Annotated in this window: 14 protein-coding genes; 5 read left to right on the plus strand and 9 right to left on the minus strand. The window is 34.0% G+C overall.

The genetic code is table 11. The annotated features are described in order from the left end of the window. Positions 1-33: 33 nt before the first annotated feature. Positions 34-4,461: a translocation/assembly module TamB domain-containing protein gene (locus tag EHC72_RS00090; RefSeq protein WP_131535385.1), complete on the minus strand. Its 4,428-nt coding sequence runs from the start codon at positions 4,459-4,461 to the stop codon at positions 34-36. A gap of 74 nt (positions 4,462-4,535) precedes the next feature. Between EHC72_RS00090 and tsaD the strand changes: the two genes are divergently transcribed. Beyond that, positions 4,536-5,537 carry a tRNA (adenosine(37)-N6)-threonylcarbamoyltransferase complex transferase subunit TsaD gene (tsaD, locus tag EHC72_RS00095; RefSeq protein WP_131535387.1) on the plus strand — a complete coding sequence of 334 codons (1,002 nt, stop codon included), beginning with the start codon at positions 4,536-4,538 and terminating at the stop codon, positions 5,535-5,537. Between the two features lie 35 nt (positions 5,538-5,572). Then, a complete protein-coding gene (locus tag EHC72_RS00100; RefSeq protein ID WP_131535389.1) occupies positions 5,573-5,779 on the plus strand; it encodes a hypothetical protein in 207 nt (68 codons plus the stop codon). Positions 5,780-5,859: 80 nt separating this feature from the next. Here the strand turns inward: EHC72_RS00100 and recA are convergent, their stop codons facing one another. The 5 genes from recA to EHC72_RS00125 form a co-directional block, all read right to left on the minus strand. Further along, positions 5,860-6,873, minus strand: coding sequence for a recombinase RecA (gene recA / locus EHC72_RS00105; RefSeq protein ID WP_131535391.1), 1,014 nt, complete (start codon positions 6,871-6,873; stop codon positions 5,860-5,862). A gap of 139 nt (positions 6,874-7,012) precedes the next feature. Continuing rightward, a complete protein-coding gene (gene nth, locus EHC72_RS00110) occupies positions 7,013-7,678 on the minus strand; it encodes an endonuclease III (protein ID WP_131535393.1) in 666 nt (221 codons plus the stop codon). A 115-nt stretch (positions 7,679-7,793) separates the two neighbouring features. Then, positions 7,794-8,978 carry an MFS transporter gene (locus tag EHC72_RS00115; protein WP_131535395.1) on the minus strand — a complete coding sequence of 395 codons (1,185 nt, stop codon included), beginning with the start codon at positions 8,976-8,978 and terminating at the stop codon, positions 7,794-7,796. A gap of 225 nt (positions 8,979-9,203) precedes the next feature. Then, on the minus strand, positions 9,204-9,395 hold the full coding sequence (locus EHC72_RS00120) for a hypothetical protein (protein ID WP_131535397.1): 192 nt from the start codon (positions 9,393-9,395) through the stop codon (positions 9,204-9,206). A gap of 88 nt (positions 9,396-9,483) precedes the next feature. Continuing rightward, positions 9,484-10,068: an RNA polymerase sigma factor gene (locus tag EHC72_RS00125; RefSeq protein ID WP_131535398.1), complete on the minus strand. Its 585-nt coding sequence runs from the start codon at positions 10,066-10,068 to the stop codon at positions 9,484-9,486. A gap of 260 nt (positions 10,069-10,328) precedes the next feature. On the opposite strand from EHC72_RS00125, the gene uvrA reads away from it, so the two are divergent. From uvrA to EHC72_RS00140, 3 genes are all read left to right on the plus strand, one after another. Continuing rightward, on the plus strand, positions 10,329-13,142 hold the full coding sequence (gene uvrA / locus EHC72_RS00130; RefSeq protein WP_131535400.1) for an excinuclease ABC subunit UvrA: 2,814 nt from the start codon (positions 10,329-10,331) through the stop codon (positions 13,140-13,142). A gap of 8 nt (positions 13,143-13,150) precedes the next feature. Beyond that, positions 13,151-13,801, plus strand: a complete 651-nt coding sequence (locus EHC72_RS00135; protein ID WP_131535401.1) for a LysE family transporter — start codon at positions 13,151-13,153, stop codon at positions 13,799-13,801. Between the two features lie 113 nt (positions 13,802-13,914). Continuing rightward, positions 13,915-14,244 carry a hypothetical protein gene (locus EHC72_RS00140; protein ID WP_131535402.1) on the plus strand — a complete coding sequence of 110 codons (330 nt, stop codon included), beginning with the start codon at positions 13,915-13,917 and terminating at the stop codon, positions 14,242-14,244. 48 nt (positions 14,245-14,292) lie between these two features. On the opposite strand, the gene EHC72_RS00145 is transcribed toward EHC72_RS00140, so the two are convergent. The 3 genes from EHC72_RS00145 to ftsY all read right to left on the minus strand — a co-directional run bounded on the left by EHC72_RS00145 (position 14,293) and on the right by ftsY (position 17,218). After that, entirely contained in the window at positions 14,293-14,796 is a 504-nt protein-coding gene (locus tag EHC72_RS00145; RefSeq protein WP_131535403.1) for a hypothetical protein, read from the minus strand. A gap of 106 nt (positions 14,797-14,902) precedes the next feature. After that, positions 14,903-16,234 (minus strand): 30S ribosomal protein S12 methylthiotransferase RimO, encoded by a 1,332-nt coding sequence (gene rimO / locus EHC72_RS00150; RefSeq protein ID WP_131535404.1) that lies wholly within the window; start codon positions 16,232-16,234, stop codon positions 14,903-14,905. Positions 16,235-16,255: 21 nt separating this feature from the next. Then, positions 16,256-17,218 (minus strand): signal recognition particle-docking protein FtsY, encoded by a 963-nt coding sequence (gene ftsY, locus EHC72_RS00155; protein WP_131535405.1) that lies wholly within the window; start codon positions 17,216-17,218, stop codon positions 16,256-16,258. Positions 17,219-17,240 lie beyond the last annotated feature (22 nt).

Here is a 17,240-nt window from a genome sequence, read left to right on the forward strand (position 1 = left end):
CCTTTTTTGATTTATATCAACCCTATAAACTAATTATCTTCTAGGGGTATTTTTGCTTTGGTTAATAATCACTTCCTTACTAATTGATTTGTTCGCTTTAGGCTGTTGGCTTTGCTTTCTTTTTAAGTTGCGACGGTAAGCACCGGATAGCTTCTGAAGAAACTCTTTAAAGGTATCAAACTGTTGCGTATAAAGTAAACCTAATGAAGTTACATTTGCCGTTGGACTTATACCACTATTTAAGAAGATACTTTGCTGCGTTGGCGGTTTGTTGGCCAATTTGCCAGTTAAACTGCCATCTTTCTTAATCAGGAATAAAGCCTCAACCTCACTACCTACATTGTTTTTAGAAAAATCGATCACTGTAAAATCATTTAAACTATTTCGATCAACAATACCTGCATTTACAATTAGCCTATCATTAAAGAATTTAAACGATGCATTTGCCTCACTCAGTGATTTAACATTTAAATCCACAAAGTTTAAATTTAAAGATGAGAGCACATTGTTAAATTGGTTAAACACCAATTCTGTAGCGGTACTTTGAACCGTAGATCCTAACTGGTTGCCAATAGATTCGCCACCATTTCCGGGGGCAAAACTCCTTCTAATAATTAAACTAAAAGCCTGTAAGTTTAAGTTATTTTGATCGCTAAGGTAAGTTTGTAATTCTTCTTTTATAGCAGGCTGAGATGGGAAGTTAATGTCCAGTTTAATATCAGGTTTTAATAACAAGCCTGTCAATCCCATTTCTACCTCAGTATTTACCCTTTGGTTTGCATTACTACTAGCATCACGATTAGCCGCTTTAAATAATTCGTTTAAGTTTGCTCTCAGCGCATATACCGCTTTTAAGTTAATTTGTGCTGCGGTCGGATTTCCAGTCCACCTTATCGTTCCGCCCTGTCTAATTTCGAATTTTTTATTAATCACTTCTTGCGCCGTAAAATCGAAACTTCCCGTTTCAATAATATAATCGCCAGACATTTCAAAATCGCCAAAACTATTGATATTCAAATTAAGTTCCGCATTCCCTTTCCCACTTAAATTACCTAAAGTTGTAAAAATATTGGCTGTAGTATTAGGGTCAATGGTTAATTTAAATGTTAAAGTTAAACCATCAAAACTTGTTGCTTTCTTAACAACCTTTGTAGAATCGCGACTGATAAAATTGATAAAGTCATTATCAGATACTGTTTCAGAACTATTTAGTGGCAAATTAAAGACGGTACCTTTTTCGGTTTTGGCTTTAATATCAATCTTCATCTTATTAGTAGGACCAGTAAATTTAAATACTCCAGTTCCGTAAGCCTTTCCATAGTATATAGAATTATCCTTTGCGGTGGTATTTAAAGCCATAAAGTTTTCTGCATCTACCACTACTTTCAAAGTTGGGTTGTCTAAATTATTTAAATCTACACTTCCATTTGCCGTTGCCTCATTGCCTTCAATATCGCTCAACTTAAAGTAATCGAGGTTAATTACACTGTTTTTAACTTCAACCTTATCAGTAATAACATATGTGGTTTTTAAATAATTAACCATCAATTGCCCCTTATCAAGTGCAACGGTTCCATTAATTTGAGGCTTATCTAACGGTCCTTTAATTGTTAAATCTGAAGAGATATTTCCTTTAAGATTAGAAACTAATTCTTTAACAAATGGCTCTAGGATGGTTAATTTACTTTCGTTCATTTTAATAGCCAAGTCAATTTGCTTGTCCTTTAAATCTACTCCACCAGTTACCTTAAAAGTTTCTGATCCATCATACATGATTTTGGTAAACACATTTACCTTGTTGGATTTTGTATTGAAAGAAGAGGTATCCGTTAATGTTCCAATGTCAATTCCATTAAAGTTTAGTGAATCAATTTTTACATCATCACTAGCCCTTAAGCCTTTCAATATGCCATAGAGTTCGGTTTTACCATTCACATTTCCACCTAGTTTAATGCCTAAACTTTTTGTAAAAGGATTAAGTGTTTTAAGACTAAAATCTTTAAAACCAACTTTTAATAAATCCTTTGGATCTTCTGATATTAATCCATCAATGGTAATTTGCTGGTGATTATTGGTTAAATCAAAATTGCTTATTTCGGTTTTGCCGTTGTTTAAAACAATACGAACTTTTTCCTGTATTCGCCATTCTTCATTATTGATTTTTAAAATGGAAGGCAAAATACTTAGTCTCGCTGTAGTATCCTGGTTCTTCGTAAATTCGACCAAGCCGTTTAAATCGAGCTGATTATCTTCATCCGCGTTAGACATTTTTACGTTAAATGCAAGACTATCGTTTCGAAGAATATTGGAAATGTTAAAATCTTTAATGTATAAACTGTCATTTAACTGAACCCGATCAGATGTGATGTTTAATTGTAATTGTTGCTTTGTAGTATTTTCATCAAGAATGATATTGTTTACCACCACTCCCTGATAATCAAGTTTCTTAATAAAACCATTTAGAGTAGCTGTGTTCTGCTTAGAATCAAAGTTTCCTATAAAAACACCACCTTCCTCAAGCTTTAATCCTGGCGATATAATTTGCGCCAAAGGTTCAAACTTTTTAATCTGTAAATTAAATTTAAAAATTTGGTCTTTATACTTAATAATGTCTGCTTTTAACGAAGGAATATAGGTTTTCGCAATAGCTTTATAATAAGAACCTATTGAATTTAAATCATATTCTCCAGTAATACTAGCATCCAAAATATCCGATTTAATCGTTAAGTTACGATTTACACCTGCTCCATTTGCCAACAACTGTACAGAATCTACGTGGTAGATGCCCTTAGGATTTTGCAGCCTAATTTCTTGAATTAATAAACGCCCCTCAATATTATTAAGGTTAGTTCCCGAGAAATTGGTGGTAAATTTAGCATCAACCATTAAAGAATCACTTAATAACTTAAGCGCCTTAAGCTTTGCCTTTGTAATGGTTGCATTGAAATTAAATACTGGTAATTTAGGATTTAAGTTTACACCGCCATCAAAAACGAGCTTTACATTTTTATCGTTTATACTCAGTTTACCATCAAAATATTTTTTATCAAAAGTGCCATCAACCTTAACATTGTGGTATCGGTAATTGTTGAAATCTATATAATCTACATCACCATTAATGTTTTCAGAGAGGTTTTTAAGCTCAGTTCCTCGGCCTTTTACATATAATGAAGAAGTTATTCTACCCAAACTCTTTTCATCAAGTAGATTTCCGATATTAAAATCAAATGTTTTAACGTTTCCGGTATAGGAAGGAACATCATTTTTGTCAATTTTCATGTTCACATCAGAAACAATTTTGCCCAGCTTGGTTTTAAACTCACCGTATGCAATAAAATCATTTTGAAAACCAGTAAAACTCCCGTTGAAATTGATATTACCAAACTTGTTAACAATAGAGGGAATAATTTTAGATTTTTTTCCAGTAATTCCACCAATTACCTCTTCAAGATCTGCTTTATTAGTGCCCGCTAATTCAATTTTAAGATCCATAAAGGTTTCTTCCCACTTAGGAAGCCCTTTGATAATAAAATCACCTTTAATATATGTAGCCTTTCCCGATTTTATAGATAGTTTTTTAGCACGTAAATTATTCACTAAGCCCGTAATCTGACCATCAACATCAATATCCAGTTTCATGGTGCTCAGTTCTGGTGCAAAAAATGAAACATCTTTAGAAGTGATATGACTATCCTTAAAAATTGCCTTCATTCTTACATTATCCACGTAATGGTTAAAGTCTCTGAAACTTTTAAAGCGCATTTGATAGTAATTTGTTAAACGACTTTGGTTAGTTTCTAACAACAAATTCTTCAATTCAATTGCATTACTGTCAACTGTTGTTTCAGCAGTAAGATTCTTTAAATAAAAGCCACTTTTCTCTCTAAATGTTAAACCCTTAATATTGGTTTTAAATAGGTGGTTTTTAGTGTCTAAACCTTCAAAAATACCGCTTAAGCTATTTAAACTAACGTCATCAAAATTTACGCTTTGTTTAAGGACAGTATCCTTAACTGCATAATTTTTATATTTAAAACTGATTTTATTTAAGATGATTCTTCTGAAATCAATTTTATAAGGCTCGGATTTCTTTTTCTTTACAGTAGGTTTACCAGAATCGAAGTAGTTAATAATGAAATCAAGGTTAGATGTCTTATCTTTATAATCCTTTAGGAAAAAGCTACCATTGTTGATTTGAACTGTACTAACATCAATTATTCTTTTCTTGATAGAAAGCTGATTGATATCGACTAAAAATGCTGGGGTGCTTAATAAAGTATCCTTTTGTTGATCGAGAACAAGTAAATCTTCAAGTACAACAGATTTGAACGGCTTAATGTATACACTCTTGATCGAGATGGTTGTATTAAGTTCTTTTGATAAATATGCGGCTGCTTTTTGGGCAATATAAGTTTGAACAGGCTTAAACTGTAGAGAAAAAATAACAAGCGCCAGCAGCAAAATTATTGATGCGATTACCCAAAGGAGTATTTTAAATAGTTTTTTAATAATTTTGCAGCTTAAATATAAATAATTTGTCTGTCATACTTGCTATCGAGTCCTCTTGCGATGATACTTCAGTTGCTATATGTAACAACGGCAAAATTACTGCCAATGTTATTGCAAACCAAACAATTCATCAAAATTATGGTGGTGTAATCCCAGAATTAGCTTCAAGGGTACATCAACAAAATATTGTGCCTGCCGTACAACAAGCATTAATTGATGCTAAAGTTACAAAACAGGACATAAATGCTGTTGCTTTTACACGTGGCCCTGGTTTATTAGGATCACTTTTAGTCGGCGTTTCTTTTGCTAAATCTTTCGCATTAGCTTTAAATATACCTTTAATTTCGGTAAACCATATGCATGCGCACATATTGGCGCACTTTATTGATGATCCTAAACCCAATTTTCCATTTTTATGCCTAACCGTTTCAGGTGGTCATACGCAAATTGTTTTGGTTAAGGATTATTTCGATATGGAAATTGTTGGGGAAACTTTGGATGATGCAGCGGGAGAAGCTTTTGATAAAACGGCTAAAATTTTGCAACTCCCATATCCCGGTGGGCCACTTATTGATAAGCATGCCCAAAAAGGAAATCCTTTAGCTTTTAAATTTGCGGAGCCACAAATTGCTGACTTAAATTTTAGTTTTAGTGGTTTTAAAACTTCTATTTTATATTTTATTAGGAAGCAAGAAAAAGATAATCCAAACTTTATTGCTGAAAATTTAGATGATATTTGTGCTTCTGTTCAGTATAGTATTATTGAAATTTTGATGAAGAAATTAAAAAAGGCTGCTGTTCAGTATAACATTAAGGAAATAGCCATTGCAGGTGGTGTTTCTGCTAATTCAGGTTTGCGTAATACTTTGCAAGGTTTGGCTACAAAATTAGGTTGGAACGTTTACATTCCGGCTTTCCAGTATTGTACCGATAATGCTGGGATGATCGCAATAGCTGGATATCAAAAGTTTTTGAACAATGATTTTGTTGGGCAAGAGGTATCGCCTTTGGCCAGAATGGAATTTTAATAGATAATAATAAATAAGATATTGATATAAATAATATGACAGGTGCATCACTAATATTTTGGATCGTTTGTGCAATTCCTTTAATGGGTGCATTGTATTGGATGATTAGAAAAGATAAGAATAAATTAAGTGGAAGTTGGGGAGTAATCATTTTAGGTGCGTTACTCGTTGCAGCAATTTTAGTGATTGTTTATGTCACAAAGGATTTTAATGCCATCTTCAGTCAGGATGGATCGAAATAAGAGTTCTTTTATCTCTTAAAAAAAATGCCCAGCTTAAATTTTGAGCTGGGCATTTTTAATTTGTTTTGTATTTGTAAAGCTTATTTCTCTGCTAATTTATCGCCAGTTACTTCCGCTTTAATCTTAATTTCTAATTCTTCCGCTAGTTCAGGGTTATCAGATAATAATTGTTTAACCGCATCTCTACCTTGTCCTAATTTAGTATCTCCATAAGAATACCATGAACCTGCTTTTTTAATGATGCCGAAATCAACACCTAAATCCACAATCTCACCGTTTTTAGAAATACCTTCTCCAAACATTACGTCAAATTCGGCAATACGGAAAGGTGGGGCAACTTTATTTTTAACAATTTTAACTTTAACACGATTACCAGAAACCTCGTCAGAATCCTTAATTTGAGAAACACGTCTGATATCTAAACGTACTGAAGCATAAAATTTTAAAGCGTTACCGCCTGTTGTAGTTTCAGGGTTACCAAACATTACTCCAATTTTATCACGTAATTGGTTAATGAAAATGCAGCAACATCCAGTTTTAGAAATTGTTCCTGTTAATTTACGTAATGCCTGACTCATTAAACGGGCGTGTAAACCCATTTTACTATCACCCATTTCGCCTTCAATTTCACTTTTAGGAACTAAAGCAGCAACGGAATCGATAACAATTACATCAATAGCGCCTGAACGGATTAAGTTATCGGCAATTTCTAAAGCTTGTTCACCATTATCTGGTTGAGAGATTAATAAATTATCTGTATCAACACCTAATTTCTTTGCGTAAAATTGATCAAAAGCATGTTCTGCATCAATAAAAGCAGCAATGCCACCTTTTTTCTGTGCCTCAGCAATAATGTGGGTAGCCAAAGTGGTTTTACCAGAAGATTCAGGACCGTAAATTTCAATCACACGTCCTTTTGGAATACCGCCAATGCCTAAAGCAATATCTAAACTGATTGAACCTGTTGAAATAAAATCGATTGGCTCAATTGCAGTATCACCCAATTTCATGATGGTACCTTTACCGTATGATTTTTCTAATTTATCTAAGGTTAGTTGTAATGCTTTTAATTTATCTGGATTTGCGCTGCTCATGGTTTGTTTCATCTATCTGATTACGTAAATATATGTTATTTATGTGGCTATTAAGCCTTATGTCTTTAATTTAAATACTAAAATATTTAGCTAAGTTAAATGTTTTTTAGCTAATGTCAATAGTAAATTGAAAATAGTTTTAACTTTTTAGTTTATCTCTTTCGTTCTGTGCATTTAATCGTTCAAAATATCGGCACATATAAGTGATTTCACATACTTCACACTTCGGTTTTCTGGCCAGGCAAACATATCGCCCATGTAAAATCAACCAATGGTGAGCAATGTGAATATCCTGCTCTGGTAAATGCTTTACTAAATCTTTTTCTACAGCCAATGGAGTTTTACCATTTGTTAAGCCTAAACGGTTTGCAACTCTAAAAACATGCGTATCTACTGCCATAGCTGGTGCATTGTAAATAACCGAAGCAATTACATTAGCAGTTTTGCGACCAACGCCTGGCATTTTTTGTAAATCATCAATGTCAGAAGGCACAACATCATTAAATTCATTTAACAGAATATTAGCCATGCCAACCAAGTGTTTGGCCTTATTATTTGGATAGCTAATGCTTCTAATATAATCAAATACAATATCTGGTGTTACTTCAGCCAATGCTTTTGCATTTGGAAAACGTTGAAATAGGGCAGGTGTAACCATATTTACCCTTTTATCGGTACATTGTGCAGAAAGAATTACGGCAACTAAAAGTTGGTAAGGATTGTTGTAATGTAACTCGGTTTCTGCATCAGGTTGCTTGGCCGAAAAATGTTCTACAAAAAGTTTGTAGCGTTCTTTTTTAAGCATGTGCAAATATATTAATAGATTGTTCAGGAAATTTAAATTAACGATGGTTTATTTTCCTAATCATTTTATTCCATTGAAGCCAAATTACAGTTGCACGCCTCCAAATAATATATACTTAGTGAAAAGAAGTGGCTGCAATTTTAATCTCTTGTTTGATGCCTTGATTTTTTTTGATTAACCAAAAAGCAAAAAAAGCACCAATTAAAGCCATTGCTGCACCCACATAAGCGGGCGAGGTGTAATCGAAGCCATATACTAGCGGTAATCCACCAAAAAATGCACCTAAAGCATTACCAATATTAAAACTTGCCTGACTGGCAGATGCTGCTAGCATTTCAGAACCTTTAGCCGATTGAATCATCAACATTTGTATTGGAGCTGCCAATGAAAACGCGATTGCACCGGTAATAAACGTCATAACTAAAGCGAGTATTTGGTTAGAAGAAACAAAATGTACAATAACTAGGGTAGCCACCATTGCTATCAACAAAAAGGCTGAAGCTTTTGCTGGTGAGAAACGATCGGCTAAAATTCCACCTACAAAGTTTCCTGCCATCATGCCAAAGCCTGCCAACATTAATATATAGGTTACATTTTCTGCAGAAAAATGTGCAATCTCGGTCATTAACGGGGCGATATAACTATACCAGGTAAATAACCCACCTGTACCAATGGAAATCATAAAAATAATTATCCAGGCTTCGCGTTTTTTGAAGAAACTGAGTTCCGATTTTAAATCTCTGTTTTTTGTGGCTTCTAAAGCTGGTAACCATAATTTAAGACTCAGCAAAGTAACTAACCCTACAAATACCACTACTGCAAATGAAATTCGCCACGAAAAGTTGTGCCCTATGTAAGTTCCAAGGGGTACACCTAAAACATTTGCTATTGTTAAACCAGCAAACATTAAGGAAACAGCTTGTGCTGATTTACCTTTTTGAGCAATGCGACTAGCGACTACCGAGCCTACACCAAAGAATGCTCCGTGAGGTAATCCAGATAATAATCGGGCAATAAATAAGGTATCAAATGTAGGAGCAAAGGCTGAGAAAGCGTTGAAAACGGTAAACATAACCATTAAAGCCATCAAGATTTTTTTTGGTGGATATTTGCCAGCAATCATAATTAAAAGTGGCGCTCCAATTACTACACCTAAAGCATAAGCTGAAATTAAATGCCCGGCTTGTGGAATTGTAACGTTTAAATCTTTTGCTATATCAGGAAGTAAGCCCATCATCACAAATTCTGTAATGCCAATGCCTAAACCACCAAGTGTTAATGGAAGTAAGTTTTTGTTCATGCCTTAGTGTTTTAATTACACTAAGCAAAGGTAAGGGTTTTATTAAAATGGAATTGTAATACTAACGACATTTTGGACGAAGTACGTGCATCTCAAAGGGAAAGAAAAAGAAATACAATATACGTTCGTTAAATTTTAACAATTTAAACGTATTGGAAAGGTTAGTACTAAAAGACAAAAAAAGTTGAACCAATTTTAGGACAACTTTTTTCGCTCGTGTAAATTTTATTTCTTTCTGCTATAGGCCAAAATCCTGTCGATGGTTTCATCCTGAGGATTTTTAATCAGCCTATCTAACTTACCTTTTATTTGATCATAAAATAAGTCGATTTCTGCGTCGGAGTCATTATCAGTAGTAAGCTGAAACATGTTTTGGGGCAAATTTACATTTTGTTTTGATGTAGAGGTTTTTGTCATAAGCAACTAAATGTGATAAGTTTTATAAACTTAACGATAGTTGTTTAGCTTTATTTTACATCAGTAAACTTTTTTTGTAATATTTATGCTACCCCTTGTATGTCATCTCTTTTGTTTTTAACATTTTACGCAGGTTACTTAAGGCATAACGCATACGCCCAAGAGCTGTATTTATGCTTACTTCAGTTAAATCTGCAATTTCTTTAAAGCTTAAATCTGCATAATGGCGCATTAAAAGTACTTCTTTTTGCTCGTCAGGCAATAAATGGATCATTTCTTTTAAGTCTTTATGCGTTTGATCGCGGAGCATTTTGTCTTCTGCGCTTTCATCGTAAAATTGTAGCATATTAAACACATCCATGCCATCAGAACTGGTAATGATTGGTGTGCGTTTTTCCTTTCTGAAATAATCAATTACTAAATTATGGGCAATACGCATTACCCAGGGTAAAAACTTACCCTCTTCATTGTATCTTCCTGATCGCAGCGTGTTAATTACTTTAATAAAAGCATCTTGAAAAATATCTTCTGCCAAATATTGGTCTTTAACCAATAAGTAGATAGAGGTATAAATTTTGCTTTTATGCCTTCTTAAAAGCTCCTGCAATCCAAGTTCGTTCCCGGCAATATATACCTTTACCAGGTCCTGATCATTATATGATTGTAAATTCATAGGTTTACCTACACTAAATCCCGTACTATTTGCTAAAAATTAATTTGTAGAAGTTTAATTTCTATAGCTGATCTCCTATGGTTTTTGACTATTGTTAGTTTGGTTTTGAGAGGGTTGATATTCAAAGAAAGTGTTTTTTTTATCAAAAAACAAAAAATAAAATGTTAAAAAATAAATAAACCATCTCAGTACCTTATTTTTGTATGTTTTAAAAACCCAAAATATACTTCCCGGGTTATATTTCATATATTAATAAATACATGAGCAAAAAAGAAGCCGAAAAAGATCCGCATAAAAATATTATTATAAAAGGTGCCCGTGTGCACAACCTTAAAAATATAGATGTTGCTATTCCGAAAAATAAATTAGTTGTGGTAACCGGTATGTCAGGGTCAGGAAAATCTTCACTGGCATTTGATACACTTTACGCCGAAGGGCAACGTCGTTATGTAGAGAGTTTATCTGCTTATGCCCGCCAGTTTATGGGTAGAATGAACAAGCCCGATGTTGATTATATAAAAGGTATAGCGCCCGCAATTGCAATAGAACAAAAGGTAATTACTTCCAACCCACGTTCTACAGTAGGTACTTCAACAGAGATTTATGACTATTTAAAGCTGTTGTTTTCTCGTATTGGTAAAACAATCTCTCCGATTTCGGGTAAAGAGGTTAAAAAGGATTCGGTTACAACCGTTGTTGATTATGTAAGTGCATTGCCCGAAGATACAACGACAACAATTTTCTGCCCTTTATTTCCACACAACAACCGAACAATAAAAGAAGAGCTTGCCATTTTACTACAAAAGGGTTTTCTAAGGGTTCTGATTAATAATAAAATTGAGAAAATAGAAACTGTTTTGGACGATGCTGACTTTAAGGATGCTGAATTGACAAATAGTGAAACGGTTCAGATTCTTATTGATAGGATTGTAGTTAATGAAGAGGAAGAAACTTTAAGCCGATTAGCAGATTCTGTTCAAACTGCCTTTTTTGAGGGTAAAGGCGATTGTTATGTAGAAGCGCAAGGTAAAACCAAGCACTTTAGCGATCGTTTTGAGTTGGATGGAATCCGTTTTGAAGAGCCAACTCCTAATTTCTTTTCTTTTAACAACCCGTATGGTGCTTGTAAACGATGTGAAGGTTACGGTAATGTAATTGGCATTGATGAAGATTTAGTGATACCTGATAAAAGTAAAAGTGTATATGATAACGCTATTGCGCCTTGGAGAGGTGAAAAGATGGGTGTATGGTTGCAAAACTTTATAAAAGTATCCTCAAAGTTCGATTTTCCAATTCATCGTGCTTATAGCCAGTTAACCGAAAAGGAACAAAAGTTACTATGGACAGGAAATAAATACTTTGCTGGTTTAGATGCCTTTTTTAAGGAATTAGAGGAGCAAACCTATAAAATTCAATATCGTGTAATGTTATCCCGTTATCGCGGAAAAACTGTTTGCCCGGATTGTAAAGGATCGCGTTTACGCAAAGATGCATCCTATGTTAAAATTGCTGAAAAATCAATTATAGATGTTGTTTTAATGCCTTTATCAACGGCGTTAAATTTCTTCAATGAATTAAAGCTTAATGCCAATGATGCAAAAATTGCCAAACGTTTACTTGCAGAAATTGATAACAGATTTCTTTATTTAAATAATGTTGGGTTAGGCTATTTGACTTTAAACAGGCTATCTAATACTTTATCCGGAGGAGAATCTCAAAGGATAAATCTGGCTACATCATTAGGAAGTAGTTTGGTTGGTTCTATTTATGTATTAGATGAGCCAAGCATTGGTTTGCACCCAAGAGATACCAACAAGCTGATTGAGGTTTTACTTTCACTACGAAATGTTGGTAATACGGTTTTAGTTGTTGAGCACGAAGAAGAGATGATGAGGGCTGCCGATTACATTATTGATATTGGACCAGAAGCAGGTACTCATGGCGGCAATCTTGTTTTTAGCGGAAACTATGAGGAAATTTTAAAGGATAAAAATAGTTTAACTGGTCGTTATTTAGCCGGTTTAGAAAAAATTGCTATTCCGGAGAAACGCCGTAAATGGAACGATCATGTTTTAATTAAAGGAGCGAGAGAAAATAATCTTCAAAATATAGATATTAAATTTCCTTTAGGTGTTTTTACAGCGGTAAGCGGTGTTTCTGGATCTGGAAAAACCAGTTTGGTTAAAAAGATTTTATATCCGGCACTACAAAAGGCGATAGGAAACTATGCAGGAGAACAAACTGGAGCTTACGATGGCATTTTCGGTAATTACGATTTAGTTAGTGCCGTAGAAATGGTTGATCAGAATCCCATTGGTCGTTCAAGCCGTTCTAACCCCGTAACCTATGTAAAAGCATGGGATGACATCAGAGCTTTATTCTCGGCTTTTCCAGCAGCTAAGGCAGCAGGATTAAAGCCAGCAGCATTTTCTTTTAACGTAGAAGGTGGTCGTTGCGATGTTTGCCAAGGTGAGGGTGAGGTTAAAATTGAGATGCAGTTTATGGCAGATATTTATTTGCCTTGCGAAGCTTGTGGTGGTAAGCGATTTAAACAACAGGTTTTAGATGTAACTTATAAAGAAAAAAATGTTTCTGAAATTTTAGATATGACCATTGATGAAGCGGTTGATTTCTTTAAAGATGAACAGAAAATCCTTAATAAATTAAATCCACTGGTTGATGTTGGTTTGGGTTATGTGCATTTAGGCCAATCATCAAATACCTTATCAGGAGGAGAGGCTCAACGTATTAAACTAGCTTCATTCTTAATTAAGGGCAATAATGCCAATAAAACCATGTTTATTTTTGATGAGCCAACAACAGGCTTGCATTTCCATGATATTAAAAAATTATTAAAAGCGTTAAATACCTTAATTGAACAGGGAAATACAATTTTGGTAATTGAGCATAATATGGATATAATTAAATGTGCAGATTGGGTAATTGATATTGGCCCTGAAGGTGGAGATGGAGGAGGACAGCTTGTGTTTGAAGGCGTGCCCGAAGATCTGGTAAAAGAGAAAAAATCTTATACCGGAAAATATTTAGCTACTCATTTGAATATAAATCCATAATTTCGGCAATGCTTTTTCTAACGTTTTTCATTGGCATCGTTCTCAACGCAATGGGTTATATTCCACCAGGGAACATTAACTTAACAGTAGCCAAACTTGCCATTAACCGAGGTATGCGCCAGGTATGGTACTTTATATTATCATTTTCTATTGTAGAAGTGTTTTTTACATTTGGAATGATGCGCTTTGCCCGGTGGGCGATGAGTGATATCAATCCTAACGAAGCAGTAAGCGATGTAAGGCTAAGTACTTTGGTGGATGGATTTATGATCATTATGTTTCTAGTAATGGGAACTATAACCTGGAAAAACCGTAAAAAAACACCAAAAACAAACGATAAAGAAGATAAACGTAGTGGAAGCGTACTTTATGGATTAATCTTAGGCGTTCTAAACCCTGTTCAAATTCCTTTCTGGTTGTTTTTTGGTAATTACGTGATTCTTCATCAATGGATAGAAACTGATTATTTATCACTAATTATTTTTGCATTAGGATCAGGAGTAGGGTCAGCTGCAGCATTATATTTGTATGGGCATTTTGCTAAGTATATACAGGAAAAGTTTGCATTAAGTAGTTTATTAATCAATAAATCTATCGCTATTTTTCTTTTTGTACTAGCCGCATATTTAATTGTAAAACAGGCAATAGTAATTTTTTAAGCTTCAAATTTGAACTTAAGAATAGCTTTGTATCATTTTTGTTGAAAACTTATCTCCCCTCAAAAACAAAAACAATTTTCAATCGTTGTTATAGAAATTATATAATAACTATTATGAAAAAGAAATTTGTATTCGGGTTACTAACATTAGCATTGTTTGGTGGTTTAACCCTTAGTGTTAACGCACAAGAGAAAAAAAGCGGTGTAGAAAAAGCTGGTCAGGCAATTGGTAAAACTGCCGACAAAGTTGGTAAAAAAACTGCTGAAGTTGCTGTAAAAGGAGCCTCAAAAGTAACAGATAAAGTGTATAAAGGTAAAATGGCACCAGATGGATCTGATGTTTATATTAACGGTAAAAATGAAAAGTACTATGTTAATAAAAAAGGTGCGAAAATTTGGTTAAAAGCAAGCCAAATTAGAAACAGACCAGCTGATAAGAAATAAATAAAAAATCCCGATAGTTTTACTAGCGGGATTTTTGTTTATATAGCTTTAATTAAACTTTAAAGTGTACATACTCGATAGAAATGAATCGTTACGGTTTGGAATTTCTTTAGGTGCCTCAGCTTTATTAATAAGTAGTTTCTCTACTAAATTACCATTTACTTTAAGGTTAAGCTCATATATTTTATCTTCTCCGAGTTTCAAATAAAAGTTATTGTCTATACTTTTAGCGAGTATGGCTATTTCATCTGAACGGAGTTGATAGTAAGTAATTTTTAAATCGCTTGTGTAAGTAAATGGTTGGCCAATGGAGAAGCTAATCTGTTTAATTACATTGTTGGCATCTTTCGAATATAGTTTAATCTGATCCTTATTAAAATAGCCTGTTGTAGTAGAGTTGAGCAAATCTACATCAGTACTGCTTTTAATTGTTAGGCTTAGAGTAGGTCCCTGAATAGGTGAACAGGCACAGGGCTGGCCACCTTCAGTAATTTTTTTACAACCTAAATTGATAATAAATAGTGCTGCGAGTGCAATTAAGATTTTTTTCATGTTTAGTTTTATTATACTAAACGAAAGGATGGAGGGAATCGCTACAGGTAATAAAGCAAATATTTAATAGACAGATTTTTAGGCTCTATCTATTAAATAAAATAATTTAAACAATCTTTCCGTATAAATCGAAATCTTCGGCTCTATCTATTTTAACATTAACAAAGCTACCATTAGCAGCATAGCCAGTTGCCGCATCGATTAAAACTTCATTGTCTACTTCAGGAGAATCAAATTCTGTACGACCTACAAAGAAATCACCTTCTTTTTTATCAACTAAAACTTTAAATATTTTGCCAACTTTTTCTTGATTAATATCGAAAGAAATGCCTTGTTGTATTTCCATAATATCATCAACACGTTGTTGTTTTACTTCATCAGGCACATCATCAATTAAAGTATGCGCATGTGTTTTTTCCTCATGAGAATAGGTAAAACAGCCTAAACGATCGAATTTAGTATCTTCAACCCATTGTTTCATTTCTTCAAAATCATGTTGAGTTTCACCAGGATAACCACAAATTAATGTAGTACGCATGGCTATATTTGGAACCTTATCTCTAATTTGGTTAACTAAATCTATGGTTTTTTGTTTGGTTGTACCACGACGCATTGATTTAAGCATATTATCAGTAATGTGCTGTAAAGGCATATCCAGATACTTGCAAATATTATCACGTTCGTTCATTGCATCTAAAATTTCCATTGGGAAACCAGAAGGGTACGCGTACTGCAAACGAATCCATTCAATGCCTGGTACATCAGATAAGCGACGCATTAACTCATCTAGCTTACGTACGCCATAAAGATCAAGGCCATAATAGGTAAGATCCTGGGCAATTAAAATTAACTCCTTTGTGCCGTTTTTAGCTAAAATCTTAGCTTCATTTACCAATTCTTCCATTGGCTTGCTCAAGTGTTTACCACGCATTAATGGGATGGCGCAAAAAGAGCATGGGCGATTACAGCCTTCAGCAATTTTAAAATAAGCAAAGTGCGAAGGGGTAGTTAAAAGGCGCTCGCCAATTAATTCATGTTTATAGTTTGCCCCTAACTCATGCAATATATTTTGTAAATCATTAGTGCCAAAAAAGGCATCAACGTTTGTAATTTCAGATTGCAACTCTGGTTTATAACGTTCAGATAAGCATCCTGTAACGATTACTTTGCCTACCTTTCCGGCTTCTTTAAGTTCGCTATACTGTAAAATAGTATCGATAGATTCTTGTTTAGCATTGTCAATAAAGCCACAGGTATTAATTACAACGATATCATCTTTACCAACTTTATCAGCTTCGTGTACAACATTTAAGCTGTTTCCACGCAACTGACCCATTAGTACTTCCGAATCGTAAATATTTTTTGAGCAACCTAATGTAATTACATTGATTTTAGGTTGTTTAACTGCAGCTTTGTTTTTTACTATTTTAGTATTCATCTTTTACACTTAATCTATCTATTATTTAAAAAGGCTGTTTACAAATTCCTTTTTATCAAAAAGTTGTAAGTCGTTAATTTTTTCACCTACACCAATATATTTTACTGGAATTTTAAACTGATCTGAAATTCCGATTACAACACCACCTTTAGCGGTACCATCTAATTTAGTAATGGCTAAAGCATTTACATCAGTTGCTTCGGTAAACTGTTTACATTGTTCAAAAGCATTTTGACCAGTTGAGGCATCTAGCACGAGTAAAATTTCATGTGGAGCATTCGGTACAACCTTTTGCATTACTTGTTTAATTTTACCAAGCTCGTTCATCAAGCCAATTTTGTTGTGCAAACGACCAGCGGTATCAATAATAACTACATCTTCTCCGTTAGCAACTGCTGATTGTAGAGTATCAAAAGCTACAGATGCCGGATCGGAACCCATTGCTTGTGCAACAACTCTAACACCAACACGTTCACCCCAAAGTTTAATCTGATCTACTGCAGCAGCTCTAAAAGTATCAGCGGCACCTAAAACTACTTTTAAGTTTGCTTCTTTTAGCTTGTGAGCTAACTTTCCAATAGTAGTAGTTTTGCCAACTCCATTTACACCAACCACCATAATTACATATGGCTTATGATCTCCATATTCAAACTGGCGAAAATCGTTGCTGTTATTTTCAGAAAGTAGTAGCTGAATTTCATCACGCAATATAAAATTCAACTCAGTAGTAGAAAGATATTTATCGCGGGCTACACGGTCTTCAATTCTTTTAATAATTTTTAAAGTAGTACTTACGCCAACGTCAGAAGTTACTAAAACTTCTTCCAGGTTATCAAGTACTTCATCATCTACAGAAGATTTTCCGGCGACAGCTTTAGTTATTTTATTAAAGAAACCATCTTTGGTTTTTTCTAAACCTTTATCCAGTGCTTCCTGAGCTTCAGGTGCAGCCTCTTTCTTTTTGAAAAAATCGAATAAGCCCATATCTAAATTTTATATAACAAAA

It is taken from the genome of Pedobacter nototheniae, assembly GCF_004335085.1.
GTDB classification, from domain to species: Bacteria; Bacteroidota; Bacteroidia; order Sphingobacteriales; family Sphingobacteriaceae; genus Pedobacter; species Pedobacter nototheniae.

Bases quoted from the DNA above. Each gene is read 5' to 3' on its own strand.
- EHC72_RS00135 (WP_131535401.1), top strand. From the start codon at position 13,151: ATGCTTTTTCTAACGTTTTTCATTGGCATCGTTCTCAACGCAATGGGT.
- uvrA (WP_131535400.1), top strand. From the start codon at position 10,329: ATGAGCAAAAAAGAAGCCGAAAAAGATCCGCATAAAAATATTATTATA.
- EHC72_RS00120 (WP_131535397.1), bottom strand. From the start codon at position 9,395: ATGACAAAAACCTCTACATCAAAACAAAATGTAAATTTGCCCCAAAAC.
- rimO (WP_131535404.1), bottom strand. From the start codon at position 16,234: ATGAATACTAAAATAGTAAAAAACAAAGCTGCAGTTAAACAACCTAAA.
- EHC72_RS00145 (WP_131535403.1), bottom strand. From the start codon at position 14,796: ATGAAAAAAATCTTAATTGCACTCGCAGCACTATTTATTATCAATTTA.
- recA (WP_131535391.1), bottom strand. From the start codon at position 6,873: ATGAGCAGCGCAAATCCAGATAAATTAAAAGCATTACAACTAACCTTA.
- EHC72_RS00140 (WP_131535402.1), top strand. From the start codon at position 13,915: ATGAAAAAGAAATTTGTATTCGGGTTACTAACATTAGCATTGTTTGGT.
- EHC72_RS00125 (WP_131535398.1), bottom strand. From the start codon at position 10,068: ATGAATTTACAATCATATAATGATCAGGACCTGGTAAAGGTATATATT.
- nth (WP_131535393.1), bottom strand. From the start codon at position 7,678: ATGCTTAAAAAAGAACGCTACAAACTTTTTGTAGAACATTTTTCGGCC.
- ftsY (WP_131535405.1), bottom strand. From the start codon at position 17,218: ATGGGCTTATTCGATTTTTTCAAAAAGAAAGAGGCTGCACCTGAAGCT.
- EHC72_RS00100 (WP_131535389.1), top strand. From the start codon at position 5,573: ATGACAGGTGCATCACTAATATTTTGGATCGTTTGTGCAATTCCTTTA.
- EHC72_RS00115 (WP_131535395.1), bottom strand. From the start codon at position 8,978: ATGAACAAAAACTTACTTCCATTAACACTTGGTGGTTTAGGCATTGGC.